This is a genomic window from Burkholderia sp. Ac-20344, assembly GCF_017104975.1.
In the GTDB taxonomy this organism is placed as follows: Bacteria; Pseudomonadota; Gammaproteobacteria; order Burkholderiales; family Burkholderiaceae; genus Burkholderia.
The window spans coordinates 1-22,414 of record NZ_JAAGPP010000047.1 but is presented as its reverse complement, the minus strand read 5'-3'; the positions used below and the strand labels follow the sequence as shown (position 1 = coordinate 22,414).

9 protein-coding genes are annotated in these 22,414 nt (G+C 66.6%); 8 read left to right on the top strand and 1 reads right to left on the bottom strand.

Going from position 1 to position 22,414, the window contains the following annotated elements:
* Nucleotides 1–54: 54 nt before the first annotated feature.
* The gene (locus tag G3N64_RS17030) at nucleotides 55–909 is read right to left on the bottom strand and encodes an SDR family oxidoreductase (protein ID WP_205784975.1); all 855 of its coding nucleotides are present in this window, start codon (nucleotides 907–909) and stop codon (nucleotides 55–57) included.
* Between the two features lie 187 nt (nucleotides 910–1,096).
* On the opposite strand from G3N64_RS17030, the gene G3N64_RS17025 reads away from it, so the two are divergent.
* From G3N64_RS17025 to G3N64_RS16990, 8 genes are all read left to right on the top strand, one after another.
* Complete coding sequence (locus G3N64_RS17025) at nucleotides 1,097–2,002, top strand: LysR substrate-binding domain-containing protein (protein ID WP_205784974.1); 906 nt, start codon at nucleotides 1,097–1,099, stop codon at nucleotides 2,000–2,002.
* 646 nt (nucleotides 2,003–2,648) lie between these two features.
* Nucleotides 2,649–3,368, top strand: coding sequence for an alpha/beta fold hydrolase (locus G3N64_RS17020; RefSeq protein ID WP_205784973.1), 720 nt, complete (start codon nucleotides 2,649–2,651; stop codon nucleotides 3,366–3,368).
* A gap of 136 nt (nucleotides 3,369–3,504) precedes the next feature.
* Nucleotides 3,505–4,455 (top strand): UDP-glucuronic acid decarboxylase family protein, encoded by a 951-nt coding sequence (locus G3N64_RS17015; protein WP_205785001.1) that lies wholly within the window; start codon nucleotides 3,505–3,507, stop codon nucleotides 4,453–4,455.
* A gap of 206 nt (nucleotides 4,456–4,661) precedes the next feature.
* Nucleotides 4,662–5,972 carry a diaminobutyrate--2-oxoglutarate transaminase family protein gene (locus G3N64_RS17010; protein WP_205784972.1) on the top strand — a complete coding sequence of 437 codons (1,311 nt, stop codon included), beginning with the start codon at nucleotides 4,662–4,664 and terminating at the stop codon, nucleotides 5,970–5,972.
* 76 nt (nucleotides 5,973–6,048) lie between these two features.
* The gene (locus G3N64_RS17005; RefSeq protein ID WP_205785000.1) at nucleotides 6,049–7,035 is read left to right on the top strand and encodes a TauD/TfdA family dioxygenase; all 987 of its coding nucleotides are present in this window, start codon (nucleotides 6,049–6,051) and stop codon (nucleotides 7,033–7,035) included.
* 196 nt (nucleotides 7,036–7,231) lie between these two features.
* Nucleotides 7,232–11,647 carry a beta-ketoacyl synthase N-terminal-like domain-containing protein gene (locus G3N64_RS17000; RefSeq protein WP_205784971.1) on the top strand — a complete coding sequence of 1,472 codons (4,416 nt, stop codon included), beginning with the start codon at nucleotides 7,232–7,234 and terminating at the stop codon, nucleotides 11,645–11,647.
* Nucleotides 11,644–14,967: a type I polyketide synthase gene (locus G3N64_RS16995; RefSeq protein ID WP_205784970.1), complete on the top strand. Its 3,324-nt coding sequence runs from the start codon at nucleotides 11,644–11,646 to the stop codon at nucleotides 14,965–14,967. Before G3N64_RS17000 ends, G3N64_RS16995 begins: the two co-directional genes overlap by 4 nt.
* Nucleotides 14,964–22,414, top strand: a 7,451-nt coding sequence (locus G3N64_RS16990) for a type I polyketide synthase (RefSeq protein WP_205784969.1), incomplete at its 3' end; no start/stop codon positions are given. The genes G3N64_RS16995 and G3N64_RS16990, both read left to right, overlap by 4 nt.

The following is a 22,414-nucleotide window of genomic DNA, read 5'->3' as shown; positions in this document are numbered from 1 at the left end:
ACAGGCGCGGACACCCATTCGGGGAATCTGCGCCTGTCGCCCGACTTCTTTTACTTACAAAGGAAGTGCTGACTGAACGGCCTCCGCCAACGTCGTGGTCGGCCGTCCGATCAGCCTGGAAAGCTCACGGGAAGTACTATCCAGGTCGCCCTTCAAAGCGATCGCGTCGGCGTCGATGATCACGTCAACGATCATCCCGGGCAATCCCGTTTCAAGCAGGGCCGCCTCGTATTCCATCGGCGCAAGATCGCGATACGCAATCGTGCGGTTGAGCCTTGCAGATACTGCAGCGGCCAAATCGTCCATCGTATACGCCGTATCGCCGGCGAGCTCATAGATCCTTTTCGAGTGCCCTGACTGCGTGAGCACGGCAACGGCGGCGGCAGCGTAGTCGACCCGGGATGCCGAGGCGAAACGCCCGGAACCGGAACTCGCGATCAATCCGCCCTGTTCGACGGCCATCGGGAGTGCCGCCGTATGGTTCTCGATGTACCAACCATTTCGCAAAAGAACGTAATCGATACCGGATGCGATCAGGTGATTTTCGGTAGCCAGGTGTTCCCCGGCGAGTATGCTCCGCGAGCTGTCGGTGCGAAGCATGCTGGTATACGCAATGAATTGCACACCGGCTTCACGGGCAGTATCAATCACGGCCTTGTGTTGCCGGAGTCGTTGCCCAGGCACCGTCGACGAAATCAGCAGAACCCTCTCGATGCCTTGGAAAGCGTCCCGAAGCGACGCCGGATCATCGTAATCGGCCTGGCGCAAGGTCACACCGAGCGCACGAAGATCGGCAGCCTTGGCGGGGTCGCGAACCAGCGCCACCACCTGATCCGGCGAGACCTTTTGCAGCAATTGATGGATGACGAGATGGCCGAGCTGGCCACTGGCACCTGTTACAGCAATCATCGATGTTCTCCTTTTGCATGGCCTTGAGATGAAACGTCGGCACGTGCAGGCCGTCACCTGATGCCAACCCTTCATTGCGCGCCCCGGTTAATGGGGATACGAATCAGGTTACAAAATAGAACGATGATTGAAAATCCGATGCATTTGAGACATCCTGTTCCATATTTGGTTTTAATGGGCGCATATCATGCAGCCGCTGGAAGCGTTCTACTACTTCACTCAGGTCGTCGAGCACGGCGGTTATGCAAAAGCGGCTCGCGCGCTGGGCATTCCCAAATCCCGTCTCTCCCGCCACGTGGCCAGCCTGGAAACCACACTCAATGTCCGGCTGCTGCAGCGCTCCACACGGCGGTTCGTGGTCACCGATGTCGGGCGTGATGTCCATCGTCATGCGATGGCAATGCTGGCGGAAGCCGACGCGGCCTTGCAGGTGGTCGAGGTGGCGCGCGCCGAGCCCCGCGGCGTGGTACGTCTGAGTTGCCCGGTACCCATGGCGCGAACGATGCTCGCCGGGATCCTGCCGGAGTTTATGCATCAGCACCCTGCCGTTCGACTGCAAATCCACGTGAGCAACCGTCAGGTCGACGTGCTGGAAGAGGGTTTCGACATCGCATTGCGTGTGCGTGCCAAACCCACCGGCGAAGATGGACTTGTCATGCGCAGCTTCGGCGAAGCACGGGAGCTATTGGTTGCCAGTCCAGAGTATCTGGATCGAGCGGGCCGTCCCGCCGTAGCATCGAAACTTGCCGAACACGACACGCTGGCTGTCGACAGTGAGTCCGATCATCCGACTTGGGAACTATGCGGATTGGATGGCGAGCTGGTGCGAATCGAGATCGCACCACGGATACGCTGCCACGACTTTGCCGTATTACGCACCGCAGCGCTCGCGGGACTGGGAATTGCCAAGCTGCCTGAAAACGTGGTTCGTGCCGACCTGGCGGACGGCACGCTCGAACATGTGCTGCCGCAATGGAATGCGCCACTCGGCCTCGTACACCTCGTCTTTCCGACTCGGCGCGGGCTATTGCCGGCAGTACGCATGCTCATCGACTTTCTAGCCATGAAACTGCCGTCGTTGATCGGGCAGTGATTTTCCATCCAGCCTATTGCGGATCGACCCGAAGCCACCGCTTTTAACCTCGGACGCCAACTGCAGTCCGGACTAAAACCGGAAGCAGGTCAATTTGCTCGTTGCCGATCGTTACAGAAGCATAAATACCCGCCGGCTTCATGCGTTCGCTCCGCCAAGTGTGCTCCAGCTTATCAGCAAGGATGTTCGTCTGGTTCCGACAAAACGCCGGCAGACATAAATGACCGGCAAATGAACATCTGAATCAGGGCATGCCATCAGGGGGCGACATTTTCGCCCCCACGCGTCCCCTTTTCCTACGACATACATCCACGCGGTCTCATGTTTAACTCATGCCGAACCGGATCGGACGCATTCCGAATCCGAGCGGCGCGCACCTTGAATTGTCATGAAGCAAATCATGCTTCCATGACTTCCGGTGTGCTTGACGCCCTGCCCTTGTACGGCCATGGCGAACCGGCTATTGGAGTATGAAACGAGACGCGCCTGGCTGTCGCGCCCGCTTCTCTCCAAGTGAAGATTGCCATTGCGTCGCCATGGCAACAATGACTGGAACTTGAATGGTGAAAAACGCCGAACACGTGAATTTCCGCCGCGCGATCTCCGATGCGCCAGTCGCACATCAGCTGCTCGAGTACCCGCTCGCATGCGTCTGATCTGTTTTCCGTATGCAGGCGGCTCGGCCGCCGCTTATCGTGCTCTGCAAGCCTTGTTGCCCGGTATCGAAGTGCACCGTCATGAACTTGCAGGCCGAGGCAGCCGCCTGTCCGAGCCTGCCGCACGAGACATGTCGGCGCTGATCGACGCGCTGCTGTGCGACCTGGGCCACTGCTTCGATCGTCCCTTCGCACTGCTCGGACACAGCATGGGCGCAGCTATTGCCGTCGAACTGGCGCTGCGGCTTCCCGCCCAGGCGCGAGCGAACCTGCGACATCTGTTCGTGAGCGGACGCGCCGCACCGGGCAACGCGCGTCCCGTTCGACGCATGCAGGCGCTGGACGACCGTGCCTTCATCGATGCACTGCGCGAGATGGGCGGCACACCGAAGCCGGTGCTGGACAACAGTGAAATGATGGCGCTGCTGATGCCGGCGCTGCGCGCGGATTTCACGATGATCGAAAACTACCGGCCCGTGCCCGGGCGCCGGCTGGCGGTGGACATCACCGCGTTCGCGGGCCGGGCGGATGAATACGCCCCCGTTGATTCCGTTGCAGGCTGGGGCGCCGAGACGACCGGGCGCTTCGATTTTCACGTCATCGAAGGAGATCATTTCTTCTTGAGAAGCGAAATGCGGACGATGGCCGGCATCATCGCGGCGCGCCTGCGGCGCCCGGCACACGTTGCGCTGAGCGCACTGCAAGCATGACGGGCCGATCGTTGTCGTGATCGTCGAATGAAGCGCCTCGCGCGCCTTGTCGGTTTCCGTGCCGGAGCCGCGGGCCGGTCAAGCATGCCTGGAGGCCGCGCTGCGCCTCCCTGCGCGCGATACTTGGAGTGCCATTGTGCAACGTAATCGAAAGCGAATCCTCGTAACAGGTGGCGCGGGTTTCCTCGGTTCGCATCTTTGCGAACGTCTGGTCGAACTCGGTCACGACGTATTGTGCGTCGACAATTATTTCACCGGCACGAAGCAGAACGTGGCTGCGTTGCTCGGCAACCCGAGCTTCGAGGCGCTGCGCCACGACGTGACCTTTCCGTTGTACGTGGAGGTGGACGAGATTTACAACCTCGCCTGCCCGGCTTCGCCAGTCCACTATCAATTCGATCCCGTGCAGACCACCAAGACCAGTGTGATGGGCGCGATCAACATGCTGGGGCTCGCCAAGCGCACGCATGCACGCGTTCTGCAAACCTCGACGAGCGAAGTGTACGGCGACCCCGATGTGCATCCGCAACCGGAGAGTTACCGGGGCAACGTCAACCCGCTCGGGCCGCGCGCCTGCTACGACGAAGGAAAACGTTGCGCGGAGACCCTGTTCTTCGACTATCACCGCCAGCAGAACGTGGGAATCAAGGTGGTACGCATCTTCAACACGTACGGGCCGCGCATGCATCCCAACGACGGCCGCGTGGTTTCCAATTTCATCGTGCAGGCGCTGCGCGGCGAGGACATCACGCTGTATGGCGACGGCAGCCAGACCCGAGCGTTCTGCTATGTCGACGATATGGTCGACGGTTTGATCCGGATGATGGCGACGCCCGCGGACCTCACCGGCCCGATCAATCTCGGCAATCCGCACGAGATCGCGGTCAGCGAACTTGCTCAGGTCATCTTGCGCCTGACCGGCTCGAAGTCGCGGCTCGTATTCCGTCCGCTGCCGAAGGATGATCCGACGCAACGTTGCCCCGATATCGGCCTCGCACGCGCCCACCTCGACTGGGAGCCGACGGTCGGGCTCGAAGCGGGGCTCCGGCGGACCATCGACTATTTCTGCTCGATCATGCCGGCTTGACGCCGCAGACGGAAACCACACTTCAATGATAGGGAGGCGACGGCATGACGTAGTGACGTCGCATTGCCGGTGTCCCATTTTTACGTGACAGACGCGATTTCGCGGACATGCTCCAATCTGGCCGTACCGTTACGCCATTGGCCAGGATGAAGCGATTCTCGTGCGCCAGTGTCCATCAATCCGCCTCGCAAGCCGGATCTCCGCGCATGGAAAAACTCGAGTATCTGAAGCACGTCGAATCGAAGGCGCGAACCTACGCAAACTCCTTCCCGCGGCTGTTTACCCATGCCGAAGGCATACGCGTACGCGACTCCGACGGGCAGGAATACATCGACTGTCTGTCAAATGCCGGTACGCTCGCGCTCGGACACAATCACCCGGAAGTCAACGAGGCCGTCATGCGGTTTCTGTCGTCCGGTCAGATGCAACAGGCACTCGACCTGGCGACGCCGGCAAAGCACGCGTTCGTCGAGCAGCTGTTCTCGCTCCTGCCCCGGAAGATCGCCGAATCCGGCAAGATCCAGTTTTGCAGTCCCAGTGGAGCAGATGGCGTCGAAGCGGCTGTCAAGCTGACCAAGCACCACACGGGCCGCTCGACGATCATGGCGTTCCACGGCGCCTACCACGGCATGACGGCCGGCGCACTCGCCGCGTCGGGAAATCTCACGCCCAAATCGGCCGGCGGCAATGGACGTGACGTTCATTTCCTGCCTTATCCGTACGCGTTTCGCTGCCCGTTCGGCACCGACGGCTCGGCGACCGATCAACTCAGCATCAACTATATTCGGACCGTCCTGTCCGATCCCGAGAGCGGGATAACGAAACCGGCGGCCGTCATTGTCGAAGTCGTGCAGGGCGAAGGGGGCTGCATCCCCGCTTCCGACGCCTGGCTGATCGAGTTGCGTGCCCTGACGCTGCGGCATGAAATCCCGTTGATCGTCGATGAAGTGCAGACCGGACTCGGTCGAACCGGCGCCCTGTTCGCCATCGAACATTCCGGCATCCGGCCGGACGTACTGGTGTTGTCGAAGGCATTCGGCGGCGGCTATCCATTATCGGTGGTGGTCTATGACGAGCGTCTGGACACCTGGCCGCCCGGCGCGCACGCCGGCACCTTTCGAGGCAACCAGATTGCGATGGTGGCCGGCTTGTCGACCATGCGCATCGTCGAACGAGAGGATCTCTCGGCGCACGCGGACCGAGTCGGCAAACGCCTGGTTGCCGGCCTCGAAGGGCTTGCCGAGCGCTTCCCCTGCCTGGGCCAGATACGTGGCCGCGGCCTGATGATCGGCGCTGAAGTCGTCATGCCCGGCACACATGGCCAACCCGCTCCGACCCATGCAGAACTGGCAAGAACCATCAAGCTGAACTGCCTGCGAAACGGGCTCATCATCGAAACCGGCGGCCGCAACGGCGCGGTACTCCGGTTCCTGCCGCCGCTGATCGTTTCGGAAGCGGATATCGACGAAATTCTCAATCGCTTCGAGCATGCCGTGGAAACGGCATGCCGTGCATAGCCGCACCGCGGCGCGACCACGCAGACCGATTCGTTCGGTTTCGCCGTGATCCACGTTCAGAAAAGGACTCGTGACGATGCTGGGCATGACGGAACGCAAGCTGCTTGCCGAGGGGAGCTCTCCGTGGCTGCTGGAGCCTATATCGAGCGGGCGCGATATTGTGCGGGCGGTGAACGACAACCGGCAGGAACTCGAATCCCGGCTTCTGGAACAGGGTGCGCTCCTGTTTCGTGGCTTCGACGTTTCATCCGTCGGTGACTTCGAAGCGTTTGCGCACGCGATTTCGGCCCATCAGTCCGACTACGTCTATCGCTCCACGCCGCGCACCTCGATCGGCAATGGCATATTCACCGCCACCGAGTATCCGCCGAGCGAGACGATCGCACTGCATTGCGAAAACGCGTATCAACGAAGCTGGCCGCTGCGCGTTGCATTCTGTTGCCTCGCTCCGGCCACGACCGGCGGCGAAACGCCGATTGCCGACATGCGGGAGGTCAGCCGCAGAATCGGACCGCGCATCCTGGACGACTTCGAGGCGAAGCAGGTCCGCTATGTCCGGCACTACCGGCGGCACGTCGACATTCCGTGGGAAACCGTCTTCCAGACCCGCGACCGCAGCCAGGTTGCCGCCTTCTGCGCAGACAACGGCATCGAGCACGAATGGCTCGACGACGACACGTTACGCACCGCGCAGATCAGCCAGGGCGTGGCGTGCCATCCGGTCACCGGCGACCGGATATTCTTCAATCAGGCCCATCTATTCCATATCTCGAACCTGGATGCATCGCTCGCCAGTTCGATCGTCAGCCTGTTCGGCGAGGATCGAATTCCGCGCAATGCCTGCTATGGCGACGGGAGTCCATTCGATCTCGCCGACATCGAGCAGATCCGCAACGCGTTCCGCGAATGCGCGATCACGTTTCCATGGCAGCGAGGCGACGTCCTGCTCGTCGACAACATGCGCTTCGCGCATGGCCGCAACCCGTTCGAAGGCGAGCGCAAGATCGTCGTGTCGCTGCTGGACCCGTACTCGCCCGACCTCGAACGAAAGGCCGATCGTTAGCGATGCGCGAGCGCACGAATGAATAAAAAGCCCTGTTGATCAAGTGCGCGAAACGTCGTGTCCATGGATTACGGGGCAGACGCCGGGTTAGAGCGATGCTCTAATTTCAATACCATCCAATTCAAGAAGCAAGCTTGGCGGGATCGCACAACCGGTCCTGAGAAATTCAACGTTTAGAAGACGACGAAGGTTGAGTATGCTTCCCGATACAAAATTCAGGACTGTTACGGAAATATTGTTGTTTCGCGGCAAGGTCGAACCTGAAAAGACGGCATTCATTTTTCTCGATAACGGCGAAGCGGAACTGACTCGACTCACGTTCGGCGACCTGGACAAGCGGGCTCGCGGTATCGCCGCCACGCTGCAAGGCATCGCGCAACCGGGCGATCGCGTCCTTCTGGTCTATCCCCCCGGGCTGGAATTCATCTGCGCATGGGTGGGATGCCTGTATGCCGGCCTGATCGGCGTGCCGGCCTATCCGCCGCGCCGGCATCGCCCCGCCGATCGTCTCAAGGCCATCGTCGCCGACGCCGGGCCGGTCGTCGCGCTGACCGACGCAGCCACGCTCGACGGCATCGTGCATCGCGCGGACGGCTATTCCGACACGCTGGAACTGAAGATTCTGGCGACCGACCAGCGCTTCGACGCACCGCCCGAGCAATGGCGCGCACCGGAAATCACGCCGCAGACGCTGGCGCTTCTGCAATACACGTCAGGCTCCACCGGTACGCCAAAAGGCGTGATGATCAGCCACGCGAACATCCTGAGCAATATGGCGGTCATCGCCGAGGCGAGCGATGCCGATGCGTCGGCGGTGTTCGTCAGCTGGCTCCCGGTGTTTCACGACATGGGTTTCTTCGGGAAGGTGCTGCTGCCGATCTATCTCGGTGTGCTGTCGGTGCTGATGGCGCCCGCGGCGTTCGTGCAGAAACCCGTCCGCTGGCTGCGGGCCATCACGAAGTATCGCGGCACGCATTGCGCCGCGCCGGATTTCGCGTATGACCTGTGCGCACGCAAGATATCCGATGAAGCGCGCGCGCAGCTGGAGCTGAGCAGCTGGCGGGTTGCATTCAACGGCGCGGAGCCGGTGCGCGCGGAGTCGGTGGCACGTTTTTCGCGCACATTCGCCACGTGCGGCTTCCACGCGCAAACCATGCGCCCGGTCTACGGCATGGCCGAGGCGACCTTGTTCATCTCCGGTCAGCCGGCACGCTCGCTGCCGCGCGTGGCGGACTACGACGCCGACGACCTCGCACAAGGCGTGGCGACGAGAAGCGACCAAGGCAAGCGCCACGCGCTGGTCTCATGCGGCCGGACCTGGGCGGCGCACCGCCTGCAGATCGTGAATCCGGATACCGGTGAGCGTTGCGCGCCCGGCCGGATCGGCGAAATCTGGCTGACCGGCCCGAGCGTCGGCGTCGGCTACTGGAACCGCGTCGAGGAAACGGCGCACACCTTTCGCGCGAAGCTGGACGGCGATGACGCGCGTTACCTGCGCACGGGCGATCTCGGCTTCGTCGATGGTGAGGATCTCTTCGTCACCGGCCGCTTGAAAGACCTCATCATCGTGGCCGGCCGCAATCACTACCCGCAGGATCTCGAGCAATCCGCCGAGGGAAGCCACCCCGCGCTGGCGCCCAACGCGTCGGCGGCTTTCTCGATCAACGTCGATAACGCGGAGCGCGTCGTTGTCGCATGCGAAGTGCGCCGGGAAGCGCTCAACGCCCTGGACGCGGAAGCCGTCGCCACGGAAATCCGGCGCACGCTCGCCGAAGCGCATGACGTCGACCTGTATGCGGCGATCCTGTTGAAGCCCGCCACGATCCTGCGCACGTCCAGCGGAAAAATCCAGAGGAGCCGGATCAGGCAGGCGTTCCTCGATGAACAGGGGCTCGCGATCGCGGGCGAGTGGCGACGTTCGTTCTCCCCGGCGTACGCGCCCGCCACGGCCGCGGCACGCGACACGCAAGCACTGGTGCAATGGTGCATCGAGCGCGTCTCGCGTCTGTCGGGAATCGATGCCGGCAAGATCGACCCCGACGCGCCGTTCAGCATCCATGGGCTCGACTCGAAGGACGCGATCATGCTCTCGGGCGAGTTGCAGGACTGGCTCGGGCGGCCGGTTTCCCCGACCGTCGTCTACGATTTTCCGAGTATTTCCCTGCTGGCGCGCCATTTGAGCGGCACCGGAAATGCCATGGCGGACCAGGCGCCCGGTTCAGCCGCAGCACGCGCGGATATCGCGATCGTCGGCATGGGATGCCGTTTCCCCGGCGCCAATCATCCCGACGCATTCTGGCAACTGTTGCTGGAGGGCCGGGACGCGGTCGGCGCGTCGAAGCAGCGCGCCGGCGACCTTCCGCCCGCCGGACTGCTGGAACAGGTCGATCTGTTCGATGCGGCGTTCTTCGGCATCAGCGCCCGCGAAGCCGAATCGATGGATCCGCAACAGCGTCTGCTTCTCGAGGTTGCCTGGGAGACGCTCGAGCATGCAGGGATCGCGCCCCGGCGTCTCGCCGGCGGACGCACCGCGGTCATCGTGGGCATCAGCAATTCGGACTACGTGCGTCTGGCGCAGGAAGAAGTCGCGGATGTCGGCCCTTATGTCGCGACCGGCAATGCGCTCAGCGTCGCCGCCAACCGCATTTCCTATACGCTCGACTTGCGCGGCCCGAGCTGGGCGGTCGATACCGCGTGTTCATCGTCGCTCGTCGCGGTTCATCAGGCGTGCCGCGCGCTGCAGCGTGGCGAGGCCGATGCGGCGCTGGCCGGCGGGGTCAACCTGATTCTGGCGCCGCAATTGAGCGCGTCCTTCACGCAAGCGGGCATGCTTTCGCCGGATGGCCGATGCAAGGCGTTCGATGCGGCAGCGAATGGTTACGTGCGCGGCGAAGGCGTGGGCATGGTGCTGCTCAAGCGGCTCGACGACGCGCTCGAGAACGGCGACACCGTGTTCGCCGTGATCCGCGGCTCGGCGGTGAATCAGGACGGACGCAGCAATGGCCTGACCGCGCCCAATGGGCCGGCCCAGCAGGCCGTGATTCACGGTGCGCTGCGCGATGCCGGCGTACGCGCGCAGGACATCGGCTTCGTCGAAGCGCACGGTACGGGAACGCCGCTCGGCGACCCGATCGAGTTGAATTCGCTGACGGCCGTCCTGGGCGAGTCCCGTCGGCCGGACGATCACTGCTGGATCGGTTCGGTCAAGACCAACATCGGCCATCTGGAGTCGGCGGCGGGCATCGCCAGCCTGATCAAGACCGCTCTCGCGCTACACCATCGTGCGATTCCGCCGAACCTCCATTTCCGGTCGATCAATCCGCAAATCGCGCTCGACGGCACGCCCTTCCGCATTCCGCAGCAGGTCACGACCTGGCATTCGGAACACGGGCCGCGCCTGGCCGGCGTGAGTTCGTTCGGCTTCGGCGGCACCAACGCGCACCTGATCCTGTCCGAAGCGCCACGCGCCGCCGAGGTTGAAGCCGATCCGGCAGCGCCTGCGGCGCGCGTCGTGACGCTCTCCGCGCGCACGCCCGAAGCGTTGCAAGCGCTGGCTGCGTCCTATGCGGCGTATCTCGACGCCCATCCGGAGAGCCGTGTGCAGGATGTCGCGTTCACGGCGAACACCGGGCGCACCCACTTCACGCGGCGAGCCGCCATCGTCGCATCGAATCTCGATACGTTGCGTTCGCAACTGCATGCCGTTGCGGCCGGCGAGGCCGCCGAAACACCGCCTGCGGCGACGTTCCACTTTTCCGACGACGACGGCGGCAGCGCCGAGGCGGTTCGGCAATTGCGTTCGGCCAGCCCCGCCTTCGGCGCGCTGCTGCAGCAGCAATCCGAGATGCCCGGCCCCGTCTCCGCCGACGCCGGGTTCACGGCATTCCAGCGCGCGCTCGCGCAACTGTGGATGTCGTTCGGCATCACGCCGGGCGTCATCAGCAGCACGGGCGACGGGCATCGCGCCGCGGCCGCGTTTGCGGGCGTGCCGCAGGCGCCGGACGGCGCCGCGGCGGGAAACCACGCCATCGTGATCGAAATCGGCGCGCACACGGCCGCGTGGGACACGATCCTGCACACGCTCGCCGCGCTCTACGTCCGCGGCGCGTCCATCGACTGGGATGCCGTGGAGCGGGACGCATCGCGCCGCCGGCTCGCCCTGCCGACCTACCCGTTCGAGCGTCGCGGCTTCTGGATCAGTCCACGTGCGTCCCGGCATCCGTTGCTCGGGCGCCTGATGGAGCAGCACGCGCATGCGCCGGCCACGTGGATCTGGCAATCGCGTCTCGACGCTCCGGCGACCACCTTTCTCGACGGTCATCGCATCAAGGGATCGCCCGTCCTGCCCTATTCCGCCTATGTGGAAATGGCGCTGGCGGCCACGTCGGAAATCGGCGCAGCCGGCCATACGACGTTGAAGGACCTCGCCCTGCATGCGCCATTGCCGCTGCATCCGCATGCATCGCGCACCGTGCAGACCGTGCTGAGCCGCCGGTCCTGGGGACCGTTTTCGTTTGCCGTCTATCACCGGATCGAGGACACCCGCACCGCCGCGACATGGCAGATGTGCGCGAGTGCCGAAATTCACGAATCGGATCGGAGCCAAGCATGAAATTCGGCCTGATGTTCTTCGCCAGCAGTGAAGAGGCGCTGTCCGGCAACAAGTACCAGCTCGTGATGGAAAGCGCGCGTTTCGCCGATGCGAACGGGTTCTCCAGCGTCTGGGTGCCGGAGCGCCATTTCACCGAGTTCGGCTCGCTGTACCCGAATCCCGCCGTCCTGCACGCCGCGCTCGCCGCTGCCACCCAACGCGTGAAGCTGGTCGCGGGCAGCGTGGTCGCCGCGCTGCACAACCCGATCCGGATCGCGGAAGAATGGTCCATGGTGGACAACCTGTCGAACGGCCGCGTGGGCGTGTCGTTCGCGTCCGGCTGGAATCCGGACGACTTCGTGTTCGCTCCGGAGAAATATGCGAGCCGGCAGGATGACATGCTCACCACGATGCGCACCGTCCAGCATCTGTGGCGCGGCGGGTCGCTGGATGCGACGAACGGCGTCGGCAAGCCGGTGCAGTTGCGCATCTATCCGACGCCGGTGCAGCCGGAACTGCCCGTCTGGGTGACGGCCGCGAGCAATCCGCAGACGTTCGTGCGCGCCGGCGAAGTCGGCGCCAACCTGCTGACCCACGTGCTCGATCAGGATCGGGACCAGCTCGCGCACAAGATTGCCCTCTACCGCGAGGCACGCGCGAAGCACGGCTTCGATCCGGCGGCCGGCACCGTGTCCGTGATGCTGCACACGTTCGTCGGCGACGATGCGGCGCGGGTGCGCGAACAGGCGCGTGCGCCGTTCTGCAACTACATCCGCAGCAATATCGGGCTGTTGAACGGGCTGGCGCAGAGCCGCGGCCAGTCGGTGGACGTGCGCACGATGGGCGCGCACGAACTGGACGCGTTCGTCGAGTTTCTCTATGAACGCTTCGCGCAATCGCGCGGCCTCATCGGCACGCCGGAGACCTGCGTCGAACTGGTGCGGGACCTCGAGTCGATCGGCGTGGATGAAGTGGCCTGCCTGCTCGATTTCGGTCCGCCGGTCGAGCTGATCCTCGGCAATCTTCCGCAGCTGAGTCGACTACGGAAGATGTGCGCCCCCAGGCGATCCGCCGCGCCGGCGAGATTCGATGCCGCTGCGGTGCAGGCCCGTTGCACCGGAACGACTTCGGGTGCGGACTTCAACGGCGAAATCCGGCAGCACGGCGTGCAGATCGACGGCGTGTTCAACGCGATCCAGCAGATCTGGCGCACGGCCGGCGAGGCGCTGGGGAAAATCTGCCTGCCGGCCGACGCGCTGGCATCGACGCAATACCAGGTGCACCCCGCTTTTCTCGACGCGTGCAGCCGCGTGCTCGCCGCCGCTATCGATCCGGACGCGCTGGCGGCGGGCGACCTGTACCTGCCCAGCTCGATCGGGGCGGTACGGGTTCATCAGCCGCCGTCGTCAACCGATGCATGGAGCCACGCGACACTGCGCAAGCCGATCGGGCAAGGCGCGCTGGAGGGCGATATCCGCGTCTACGACCTCGCCGGGCGCCTGCTGATCGAGATCGATGCGCTGCGGTTGCAGCATGTGCGCGCCGGGCGCGCCGTCGAGCGGCACGACTTCGCCGCGCTGCTTTATCAGCGCGTCTGGAGACCGTCGAGCGTCGCAGCGGCAACCGGCGGTTCGGCGCACGGCGAGTGGCTGATTCTCGCGGACCGTGGCGGCGTCGGCGCGCAACTGTCGGCTCTGCTGGAGAGCACGGGCGATACGTGCACGCTGCGCTTCGCCGACGCGACGCCGGAACTGCCCGCGCCCGAGCGGCCGCTGAAGGGCGTCATCCACCTGTGGAGCCTCGATCTCGCGCCCGCCGACATCGCGGCGAGACGGCGTGCCAGCGCGAGCGTGCTGCAACTGGTCAGGGCACTGGCGTCACGCGCGCCGTCAGCCCGGCAGGCGCGCCTGTGGCTGGTGACGTCGGGCGCGATGAACGTGCTGGACGGCGAATCGATCGCCGTGGCACAGGCCCCGCTGTGGGGATTGGGCCGGGCGATCGCGGTGGAGCATGCGGCGCTGTGGGGCGGGCTCATCGACCTCGATCCCGCCCAGCCGTCCGCGGCGGACATCGTGCAAGCGGTTCGGGCCGACGGCCGTGAAGACATGATCGCGTTCCGCCGCGGACAGCGCCACGTCGCGCGCATCGCCCGCGACAATCGCGAATTCGTCAGCCAACGGCCGATCCGGTTCCACGATGACGCGACCTACCTGGTGACCGGCGGGCTCGGCGGGCTTGGCCTGCGGCTCGCGTCCTGGCTCGCCGACAACGGCGCCGGCAAGGTCGTGCTGCTCGGGCGCAGCGAACCGTCCGCCGCGGCCGAAAAAATCCTGCGCACGCTCGACGCGCGGTTCATTCGCGCCGATCTGTCGCGTCGCGACGACGTCGCACAGGCGCTCGGCGAAATCGCGCATTCGATGCCGCCGCTCAAGGGGGTCTTCCACCTCGCCGGCGCGCTCGACGATGCGCTGCTGACGCGCCAGGACGACGACTTCTTCCATCGCGCCGGGAGCGGCAAGGCCGACGGCGCGTGGTATCTGCACGAACTGACGGCCGACGTGCCGCTCGACCATTTCGTCCTGTTCTCGTCGATGGCCGCGCTGATCACCATGCCGGGCCAGGGCAACTACGCGGCGGCGAACAGCTTCCTCGACGCCCTCGCACAGCATCGGCGCGCGCAGGGGAAACCGGGGCTCAGCGTCAATTGGGGGCCGTGGGCGGAGATCGGCCACGCCGCCACCGACTACGGCCGGCGCGCGCACGAACAACTGGCCGCGCTCGGCGTCGGCACGCTGTCGCCCGAACTGGCCATCGCGACGCTGGAACGGCTGATGGCGTCCGGCGTCGCCCAGTCCGGGGTGGCGCGGATCGACTGGCCGACCCTGTTCCGGGTCGATGCGCCGGCCGCCGGGTCGGCGCTGTTCTCCGAGCTGGCGCAACCCGCCGCGCAGCCTGCGCAGCAAGAGACGGCGTTGCTGCGACAGCTGCATGCGTGCGTGCCGCGCGAGCGGGTCGAGCGCATTACCGACACGCTCGCGACGATGCTGGCCGAGACGCTGCGGCTTGCCGGCCCCGACGCCATCGCGCCCGAGCAATCGCTGCTCGATCTCGGCCTGGATTCGCTGATCGCGCTCGAACTGACCGACCGCCTCACCAAGGCATTCGGGCGACCGTTTCGCGCGACGCTGTTCTTTTCCTATCCGAACCTGCAAACGCTCGCCCAGTACGTGCTGAACGAGCTGTCGCCGTCGCTCCCCGCGCCTGTCGTCGACGAAACGTCCGACGACCTCGACGAGGACGACCTTTCCGAACTGATCGCCCAGGAGATCGGCGCCCAATGAACGCCAAGGCCACGCATGCACTGAAAGCCGCGCTCGACGAACTGCGCCTGCGGCGCGCGGAAATCGCGGCGCTGCGTTCGGACCGCAACGAGCCGATCGCCGTCATCGGCATGGCTTGCCGCTTCCCCGGACGCAGCGATACGCCGGACGCGTTCTGGCAATTGCTCGACGGCGCGCGCGATGCCGTCACCGAAGTGCCCGGCGAACGCTGGGACATCGATCGCTATTACGACCCCGATCCGTCCACGCCCGGCAAGATGGCGACCCGCCACGGCGCCTTTCTCGAACGCGTGGACGAATTCGACGCGGCGTTCTTCGGGATTGCGCCGCGCGAAGCCACCTACCTCGATCCGCAGCAGCGACTCCTGCTCGAAGTGGCCTGGGAGGCGCTCGAAAACGCCCATCTCGCGCCCGAGCGCTTCCGGCAGTCCGCCACGGGCGTGTACGTCGGCATCACCTGCTTCGATCATGCGATCCAGGTGTCCAATGCGTCGATGCCGTCGAGCAGCTACGCCGGCACGGGCAGCGCGCTGAACATGGCCGCGGGCCGGCTGTCGTTCGTGCTGGGCCTCACCGGCCCGAGCATGGCGATCGATACCGCCTGCTCGTCGTCGCTGGTCTGCCTGCACCTGGCCTGCGAAAGCCTGCGCTCGCGCGAAACCGGCATGGCGCTCGCGGGCGGCGTCAACCTGATGCTGTCGCCCGAGGTGATGGTCAGTTTCTCGCAAGCGCGCATGCTGTCGCCGGACGGACGCTGCAAGACCTTCGACGCGGCGGCGGACGGCTACGTGCGCGGCGAAGGATGCGGCATGGTGGTGCTCAAGCGCCTCGCCGACGCGCTCGCCGACGGCGACCGGGTGCTCGGCATCGTGCGCGGCACGGCGGTCGACCAGGGCGGCGCGGGCGGCGGGCTGACCGTGCCGAGCCGCGATTCGCAGGAACGGGTAATCCGCCGCGCACTGAACCAGGCCGGCCTCGCGCCCGGCGACGTGTCCTATGTCGAGGCCCACGGTACCGGGACGTCCCTCGGCGACCCGATCGAGGTCGAAGCGCTGGCCGGCGTCTACGGCCCCGGGCGCGCGGCGAACGAGCCGCTCGTGATCGGTTCGGTCAAGACCAATATCGGGCACCTTGAATCCGCCTCCGGCATCGCCGGCCTGATCAAGGTCTTGTTGTCGTTCGAGCATGACCGGATTCCGGCGCACCTGCATTTCACGCACCCCAATCCGCATACGCCGTGGCAGGACATCCCGGTCCGCGTCGCGGCCGATCCGGTCGCGTGGCAGCGCGGGGAACGCAGGCGAATCGCCGGGGTGAGCGCGTTCGGATTCAGCGGCACCAATGCCCACGCGATCGTCGAGGAACCGCCCGTCGCGCCGGCGCATGCCGCGCAGCGCGCGCTGCTGCTGCTGTCGGCCCGATCCGAAGCGGCGCTGGCGGCGCTCGCGCAGCGCTACGAGCGCGCGATCGCCGGCGCGACGCCGCACGAGCTGGCCGCCATCTGCCGCGCCGCCGCCACCGGACGGATTCACTATCCGTTTCGCGCGGCCTACGTGTCGGGCGTGAGGGAAACCTCGGCGGCAGCCGCACGCACGGGCAAGGCGTTGCGCACGGGCTTCATGTTCGGCGCGCCGGACGCCGGCGTCGCGCGCGAACTCCACGCGTCGGAGCCGCTGTTCCGCGACGCGTTCGCGCGATGCCAGGTGCCGCTGGAGGCACTCGAGACCGACGCGGGCCGCTTCGCGATCCAGTTCGCGTGGGCGGAACTGTGGAAGGGATGGGGCATCCGCCCGGCCGTCGTGTCGGGCCATGGCGTCGGCGAATATGTCGCGGCCTGCGTGGCGGGCGTCGTGAGCGTTGCCGACGCGCTGCGCCTCGTGGCCGCCCGCCCGGATGCCGAAGCCTCGCGCGCCGTGCTTCAGGACATGCCGCTCGCACGGCCGTCGGTCCGCCTGATCTCCGGCCGTCTCGGCGCCGAGGTGACCGACGAGGTGACACACCCGCAGTACTGGTTGCAGCTGGCCGGGGCGCCGGATCAAGACGATGCGCCGCACACGCCGGAAGGGCTGGCCGACGGCTGGCTGCCGCCGCCATGCGCCGGCGACGCACTGGAGCGCGCAATCGCGGCGCTGTACGTGCAGGGCGGGCAGTTCGACTGGCGCGCGCTGTTCCCGGCGCCCGCCCAGCCCGCCACGACCCTGCCGAACTACCCGTTCGAGCGGCAGCGCTTCAGCCTGGAGAAGATCCAGTCGCCCGTCATCGGCATGGATGCCGGCAGCATCGACGAAGCGGTGCGGCACCTCAAGTCGTCCGGCAAGTACTCGGAGGACGTGCTGAACGCGTTTCCGGAACTGCTCAGGACTGCGTTCACCCCCGCCGAAACCACCGCCTCGAACGCAAGCCCGCTCTATCACGTGGCGTGGGAGCCGCAAGCCGCGCTGCCGGCGGCACAGGTCGCCGCCGACGCGTCCCCGTGGCTGATCTTCGCGGACGCGAGCGGTGTCGGCGAGCGGCTCGCGGGACTGCTGCGCGCGCGCGGCGCATCCTGCTCGCTGGTGCGCCCCGGCCTCGACGATGGCGCCGGCATGGATGCGGACTGGCAGATCGCGCCCGAGCGGCCGGACGACTTCGTCCGCTTGCTGAACGAAACCGCCGCCCCCGGCCAGCGCATCGTCTTTCTCTGGGCGCTGGACGAAACCGTCGGCGAGACGCGCATGTCCACGGCGCTGCTGCATCTCGTGCACGCGCTGGTCGGCAGCGAGCGCGAGTGGACGCCTTCGACCCGCCCCAGGATCTCGGTGGTCACGCGCGACGCGGTGGAAGCCGGCGACTCGCCGCGCGTAACGGGGCTCGCACAGGCTGCGCTGTCGGGCCTGGCACGCGGGGCGACGATCGAGCATCCGGAATGGTTCGGCACCGCGATCGATCTCGACCCGGCCGCGCTGGAGGACGAGACGCCTGCGTTGCTTCAGGAGATGCTCGGCGAGAGCCGCGAGGAACAGGTGGCGTTGCGGCACGGCACGCGCCATGTGGCGCGCCTGAGCCCGCTCGCGCAAGCCGAAAGCGCCGCGCTGCCGGTCGACCCGGGCGCGGCCTACCTGATCACCGGCGGGTTCGGCGCACTCGGGCTGCACACCGCCCGGTGGCTGGCGGCGCGCGGCGCGGGCACGCTGATCCTGATCGGCCGGCAAGGGGCCGCGAGCGACGACAGCCGGCAGGCAATCGCCGAGCTGCGCGAGCGGAACGTATCGCTGCGCTGCGAGCGCCTCGATATCGCCGACCCGGCGGCGGTCGCCGATTTCTTCGCCGCGCTCCGGCGCGACGGCGTGCCGCTGCGGGGCATCGTGCACGCGGCCGGCATCGTCGGCTACAAGCCGATCATGCAGGTCGAGCGCGACGAACTGGACGCGGTCCTGCAACCGAAGGTCGCCGGCGCGTGGCTGCTCCATCAGCACAGCGAACATTTCCCGCTCGATTTCTTCATCCTGTTTTCGTCGATCGCGTCCGCGTGGGGGTCGCGTGAGCAGGCGCACTACAGCGCCGCGAACCGATTCCTCGACGCGCTCGCGCATCATCGCCGCGGCCTGGGCCTGCCGGCGCTGAGCGTGAACTGGGGGCCCTGGGCGCAAGGCGGCATGACGTTCCCCGAGGCGGAAGCGCTGCTGCGGCGCGTCGGCATCCGGTCGCTGGCGGCCAATCGCGCGCTCGACGTGCTGAATCGCCTCCCCGCGGTGCCGCAGGTGGCGGTCGTCGATATCGACCTGGCGCTGTTCCAGGGCTCCTACGAAGCACGCGGGCCCAAGCCGTTCCTCGACCGCGTGCGGGTGGCCGGAACCCCGCCAGGCGCGCCGGCGATGCCGGCATTGAGCGACGCCTCGCCGCGCGAGCGAAAGCGCCTGCTGGCGGACAGCATCGATCGCGCGGTTGCCCAGGTGCTCGGCTACGCAGCGGGGACGCTGGATCGCGACCTCGGCTTCTTCGAGATGGGCATGGATTCGCTGATGGCGCTGGACGTGCGCACGCACCTCGAAACTGCGCTGGGTGTCCCGTTGTCGGTCGCGCTGTTGTTCGATCATCCGACGGTCAACGCCCTCGCGGATTTCCTGGCGGAGCAGGCATCCGGCGCGGCAGCGGACGCGCCCGCGGCGCCGACGCAGGCCGTGCCGCCGCAAACGCAGCCGCGGCCGGTCGCACCGGCCGGTGCGGCCCGCGAGGCCGGCACGCCGGAGCCGATCGCGATCGTCGGCATGAGTTGCCGGTTTCCGGGCGCCGCGCACGATCTCGACGCCTATTGGCGGCTGCTGAACGACGGGGTGGACGCGATCTCCGAAGTGCCGCGCGAGCGCTGGGACATCGACGCGTACTACGATCCCGATCCTGAAAAGCCGGGCAGCATGGTTTGCCGCTTCGGCGGTTTTCTCGACGACGTCGATCAGTTCGACCCGGCGTTTTTCCGTATCACGCCGCGCGAAGCGGCCGCGATGGACCCGCAGCAGCGCCTGTTGCTCGAAGTCAGTCACGAAGCGCTGGAACATGCCGGCATTCCCGTCGACAGTCTCAAGGGCAGCCGGACCGGCGTCTTCGTCGGCATCACCACCAACGATTACGCGAACCTGCAGCTTCGCAACGGCGGCGGCAGCGGCATCGACGGCTATTTCTTCACCGGCAATCCGCTGAACACGGCGGCCGGCCGCATCTCGTATGGATTGGGCGTGCAGGGGCCGAGCATGGCGATCGATACCGCCTGCTCGTCGTCGCTCACCGCGATCCATACCGCCAGCCAGAATCTGCGAAGCGGCGAGTGCGATCTCGCCATCGCGGGCGGCGTCAACCTGATCCTGTCGCCGGACAACTCCATCGCCGTCTCGCGCACGCGGGCGCTGGCGCCGGACGGCCGCTGCAAGACCTTCGACGCGTCCGCGAACGGCTTCGTGCGCAGCGAAGGCTGCGGCGCGCTCGTGCTCAAGCGCCTGTCCGATGCGCTCGCCGCGGGCGATCGCGTGCTGGCCGTGCTACGCGGTTCGGCCGTCAACCACGACGGCGCGTCGAGCGGCTTTACCACGCCGAACGGACGTGCGCAGGAAGCCGTGATCCGCCAGGCGCTGGGCGGGCTGCCCGCCGCGTCCATCGATTACGTGGAAGCGCACGGCACCGGCACCCCGCTGGGCGATCCCGTCGAGCTGAAGGCGCTGGCGACGGTGTTCGGCGAAGGCCGCGACGAGGAGCGGCGGCTGCGGGTCGGCTCGGTGAAGACCAACATCGGCCACACGGAATCCGCCGCCGGCATCGCCGGGGTCATCAAGGTCGTGCTGGCGTTGAACCACGATCGCCTGCCCGCCCACCTGCACTTCCGCCACCCGAGCCCGCTGGTGCAGTGGGACGCGCTGCCCATCGAGATCTGCGCCGAGACGAGCGCGTGGCCGCGCGGCGAGCGGCCACGGCGAGCCGGCGTCAGCGCGTTCGGCGCGAGCGGCACCAATGCCCACCTGGTGCTGGAAGAAGCGCCCGCGCCGGCGCGGCAGGCGACGCCGTCGAGACACAAGGTGCATCCGCTGGTGCTGTCGGCCAAGACGCCGGCGGCGTTGCGCGAGCTCGGCCTGCGCTATCAGCGTCGGCTCGAAGCCGAACCCGGTCTCGATATCGCGGCCGTGACCTTTTCGGCGGCGACCGGCCGTTCGCATTTCGCGCATCGGCTGGCGCTGCCGGTGACGTCGCTCGACGACGCCCTCGACAAGCTGCGCGCCTTCCAGGCGAAGGAGCCCGCCGGCGCGGCGCAGCCCGCCCCGCGCGTGAAGATGGCGTTCCTGTTCACCGGCCAGGGCTCGCAATACGCCGGCATGGGCCGCAATCTGTACGACGCGTATCCGGTGTTCCGCGACGCCATCGACCGCTGCCGCGCGGTGGCCGATCCGCTGCTCGACAAACCGTTGCTCGAGGTGCTGTCGGCCCAGGGCGAGGACATCCACCAGACCGGCTACAGCCAGCCGGCCCTGTTCTCGCTGCAGTTCGCGCTCACCACGTTGCTGGCGTCGTTCGGTGTGGCGCCCGACGCCGTGATGGGCCACAGCGTCGGCGAGTACGCGGCGGCCTGCGCGGCCGGCGTCTTCTCGCCGGAAGACGGCCTGCGGCTGATCGCCGAACGCGGCCGGCTGATGCAGGCGTTGCCTCGCGACGGCGAGATGGCGGCCATTTTCACCGGCCTCGCCACGGTCGAGCGCGCGATCGAAGCCTGGCCGCACGAGGTCGCGGTGGCGGCCGTCAACGGTCCGGCGAGCATCGTGATCTCCGGCAAGCGCGAGCGCATCGCGATGCTGGTCGACGCGTTCGCGGCGCAGGACATCCGGTCCGTGCCGCTCAACACGTCGCACGCGTTTCACTCGCCGCTGCTCGAGCCGATGCTGGACAGATTCCAGGCCGCGGCGAAAACGGTGCGCGCCGCACGCCCGGCGATCCCGTTCTATTCGAATCTCACGGGCGCCGTGATGGACGACGCGCCCACCGACACGTACTGGCGCCGTCATTGCCGGGAGCCGGTGCAGTTCGCGAGCAGCGTCGAGCGACTCGCCGAAGCCGGTTTCAACGTGCTGGTCGAAATCGGCCCCAAGCCGGTGCTCGTCAACCTGGCCCGCGCGTGCTGTGCGCCGGACGCCGGGATCCAGTTCCTTGCCCTGCAGCGGCCGCAAGTCGAGCAGCAAGCGCTGATCGAAACGCTGTCGAGCCTTTATGCGCGCGGTGTCGATGTCGACTGGGCCCCCACCGAAACACCCGCGCTCGCGCGCGTCGCATTGCCGTCCTATCCCTTCCAACGCAGCCGTACCTGGTTCCAGAAAGCGGACATGTCCATGACTCAGACAAGCGCATCACCCATCGCTGCAACGCCGACGCACAACCGTAGCGGCGAGGTTCTCGAATGGCTTCGCGGCAAGATCGGCGAATTGATCCAGGCCGACCCCGCCACCATCAACATCGAACTGCCCTTCCTGGAGATGGGCGCCGACTCGATCGTGCTGATCGAGGCCATCCGGCACATCGAGGCAGAGTACGGCGTGAAGCTGGCCATGCGCCGCTTCTTCGAAGACCTGGCGACGGTCCAGGCGCTCGCCGAGTATGTCGCGGACAATCTGCCGGCGGCCGCCGCGCCGACCGGGGCCGAGGTCGTGGCAGAACCGACCACGGCGGCGGTCGCGGACGCGGTTGCGCCGTCCACGGCGATGCTTGCGCCGCGCCCCGCCGCCCCGGCGGAATGGGTGGCGGCCGAAGGCGGCTCCACGGTCGAGCGCGTGTTGCGGGAGCAGAACCAACTGCTGTCCCACGTGATGAGCCAGCAGATGGAACTGCTGCGCACGTCGCTGACCGGCCAGGCCGGTGTCCGGCCGGCGACGGTCGCCGCGCAAGCCGTCGCGAGCACGGCCAGCGTCGCACCCGGGGCCGCGATCGCGGCCAGACC

Coding starts and splice junctions, on each gene's coding strand:
- G3N64_RS17030 (WP_205784975.1), bottom strand. CDS start 909: ATGATTGCTGTAACAGGTGCCAGTGGCCAGCTCGGCCATCTCGTCATC.
- G3N64_RS17025 (WP_205784974.1), top strand. CDS start 1,097: ATGCAGCCGCTGGAAGCGTTCTACTACTTCACTCAGGTCGTCGAGCAC.
- G3N64_RS17020 (WP_205784973.1), top strand. CDS start 2,649: ATGCGTCTGATCTGTTTTCCGTATGCAGGCGGCTCGGCCGCCGCTTAT.
- G3N64_RS17010 (WP_205784972.1), top strand. CDS start 4,662: ATGGAAAAACTCGAGTATCTGAAGCACGTCGAATCGAAGGCGCGAACC.
- G3N64_RS17005 (WP_205785000.1), top strand. CDS start 6,049: ATGCTGGGCATGACGGAACGCAAGCTGCTTGCCGAGGGGAGCTCTCCG.
- G3N64_RS17000 (WP_205784971.1), top strand. CDS start 7,232: ATGCTTCCCGATACAAAATTCAGGACTGTTACGGAAATATTGTTGTTT.
- G3N64_RS16995 (WP_205784970.1), top strand. CDS start 11,644: ATGAAATTCGGCCTGATGTTCTTCGCCAGCAGTGAAGAGGCGCTGTCC.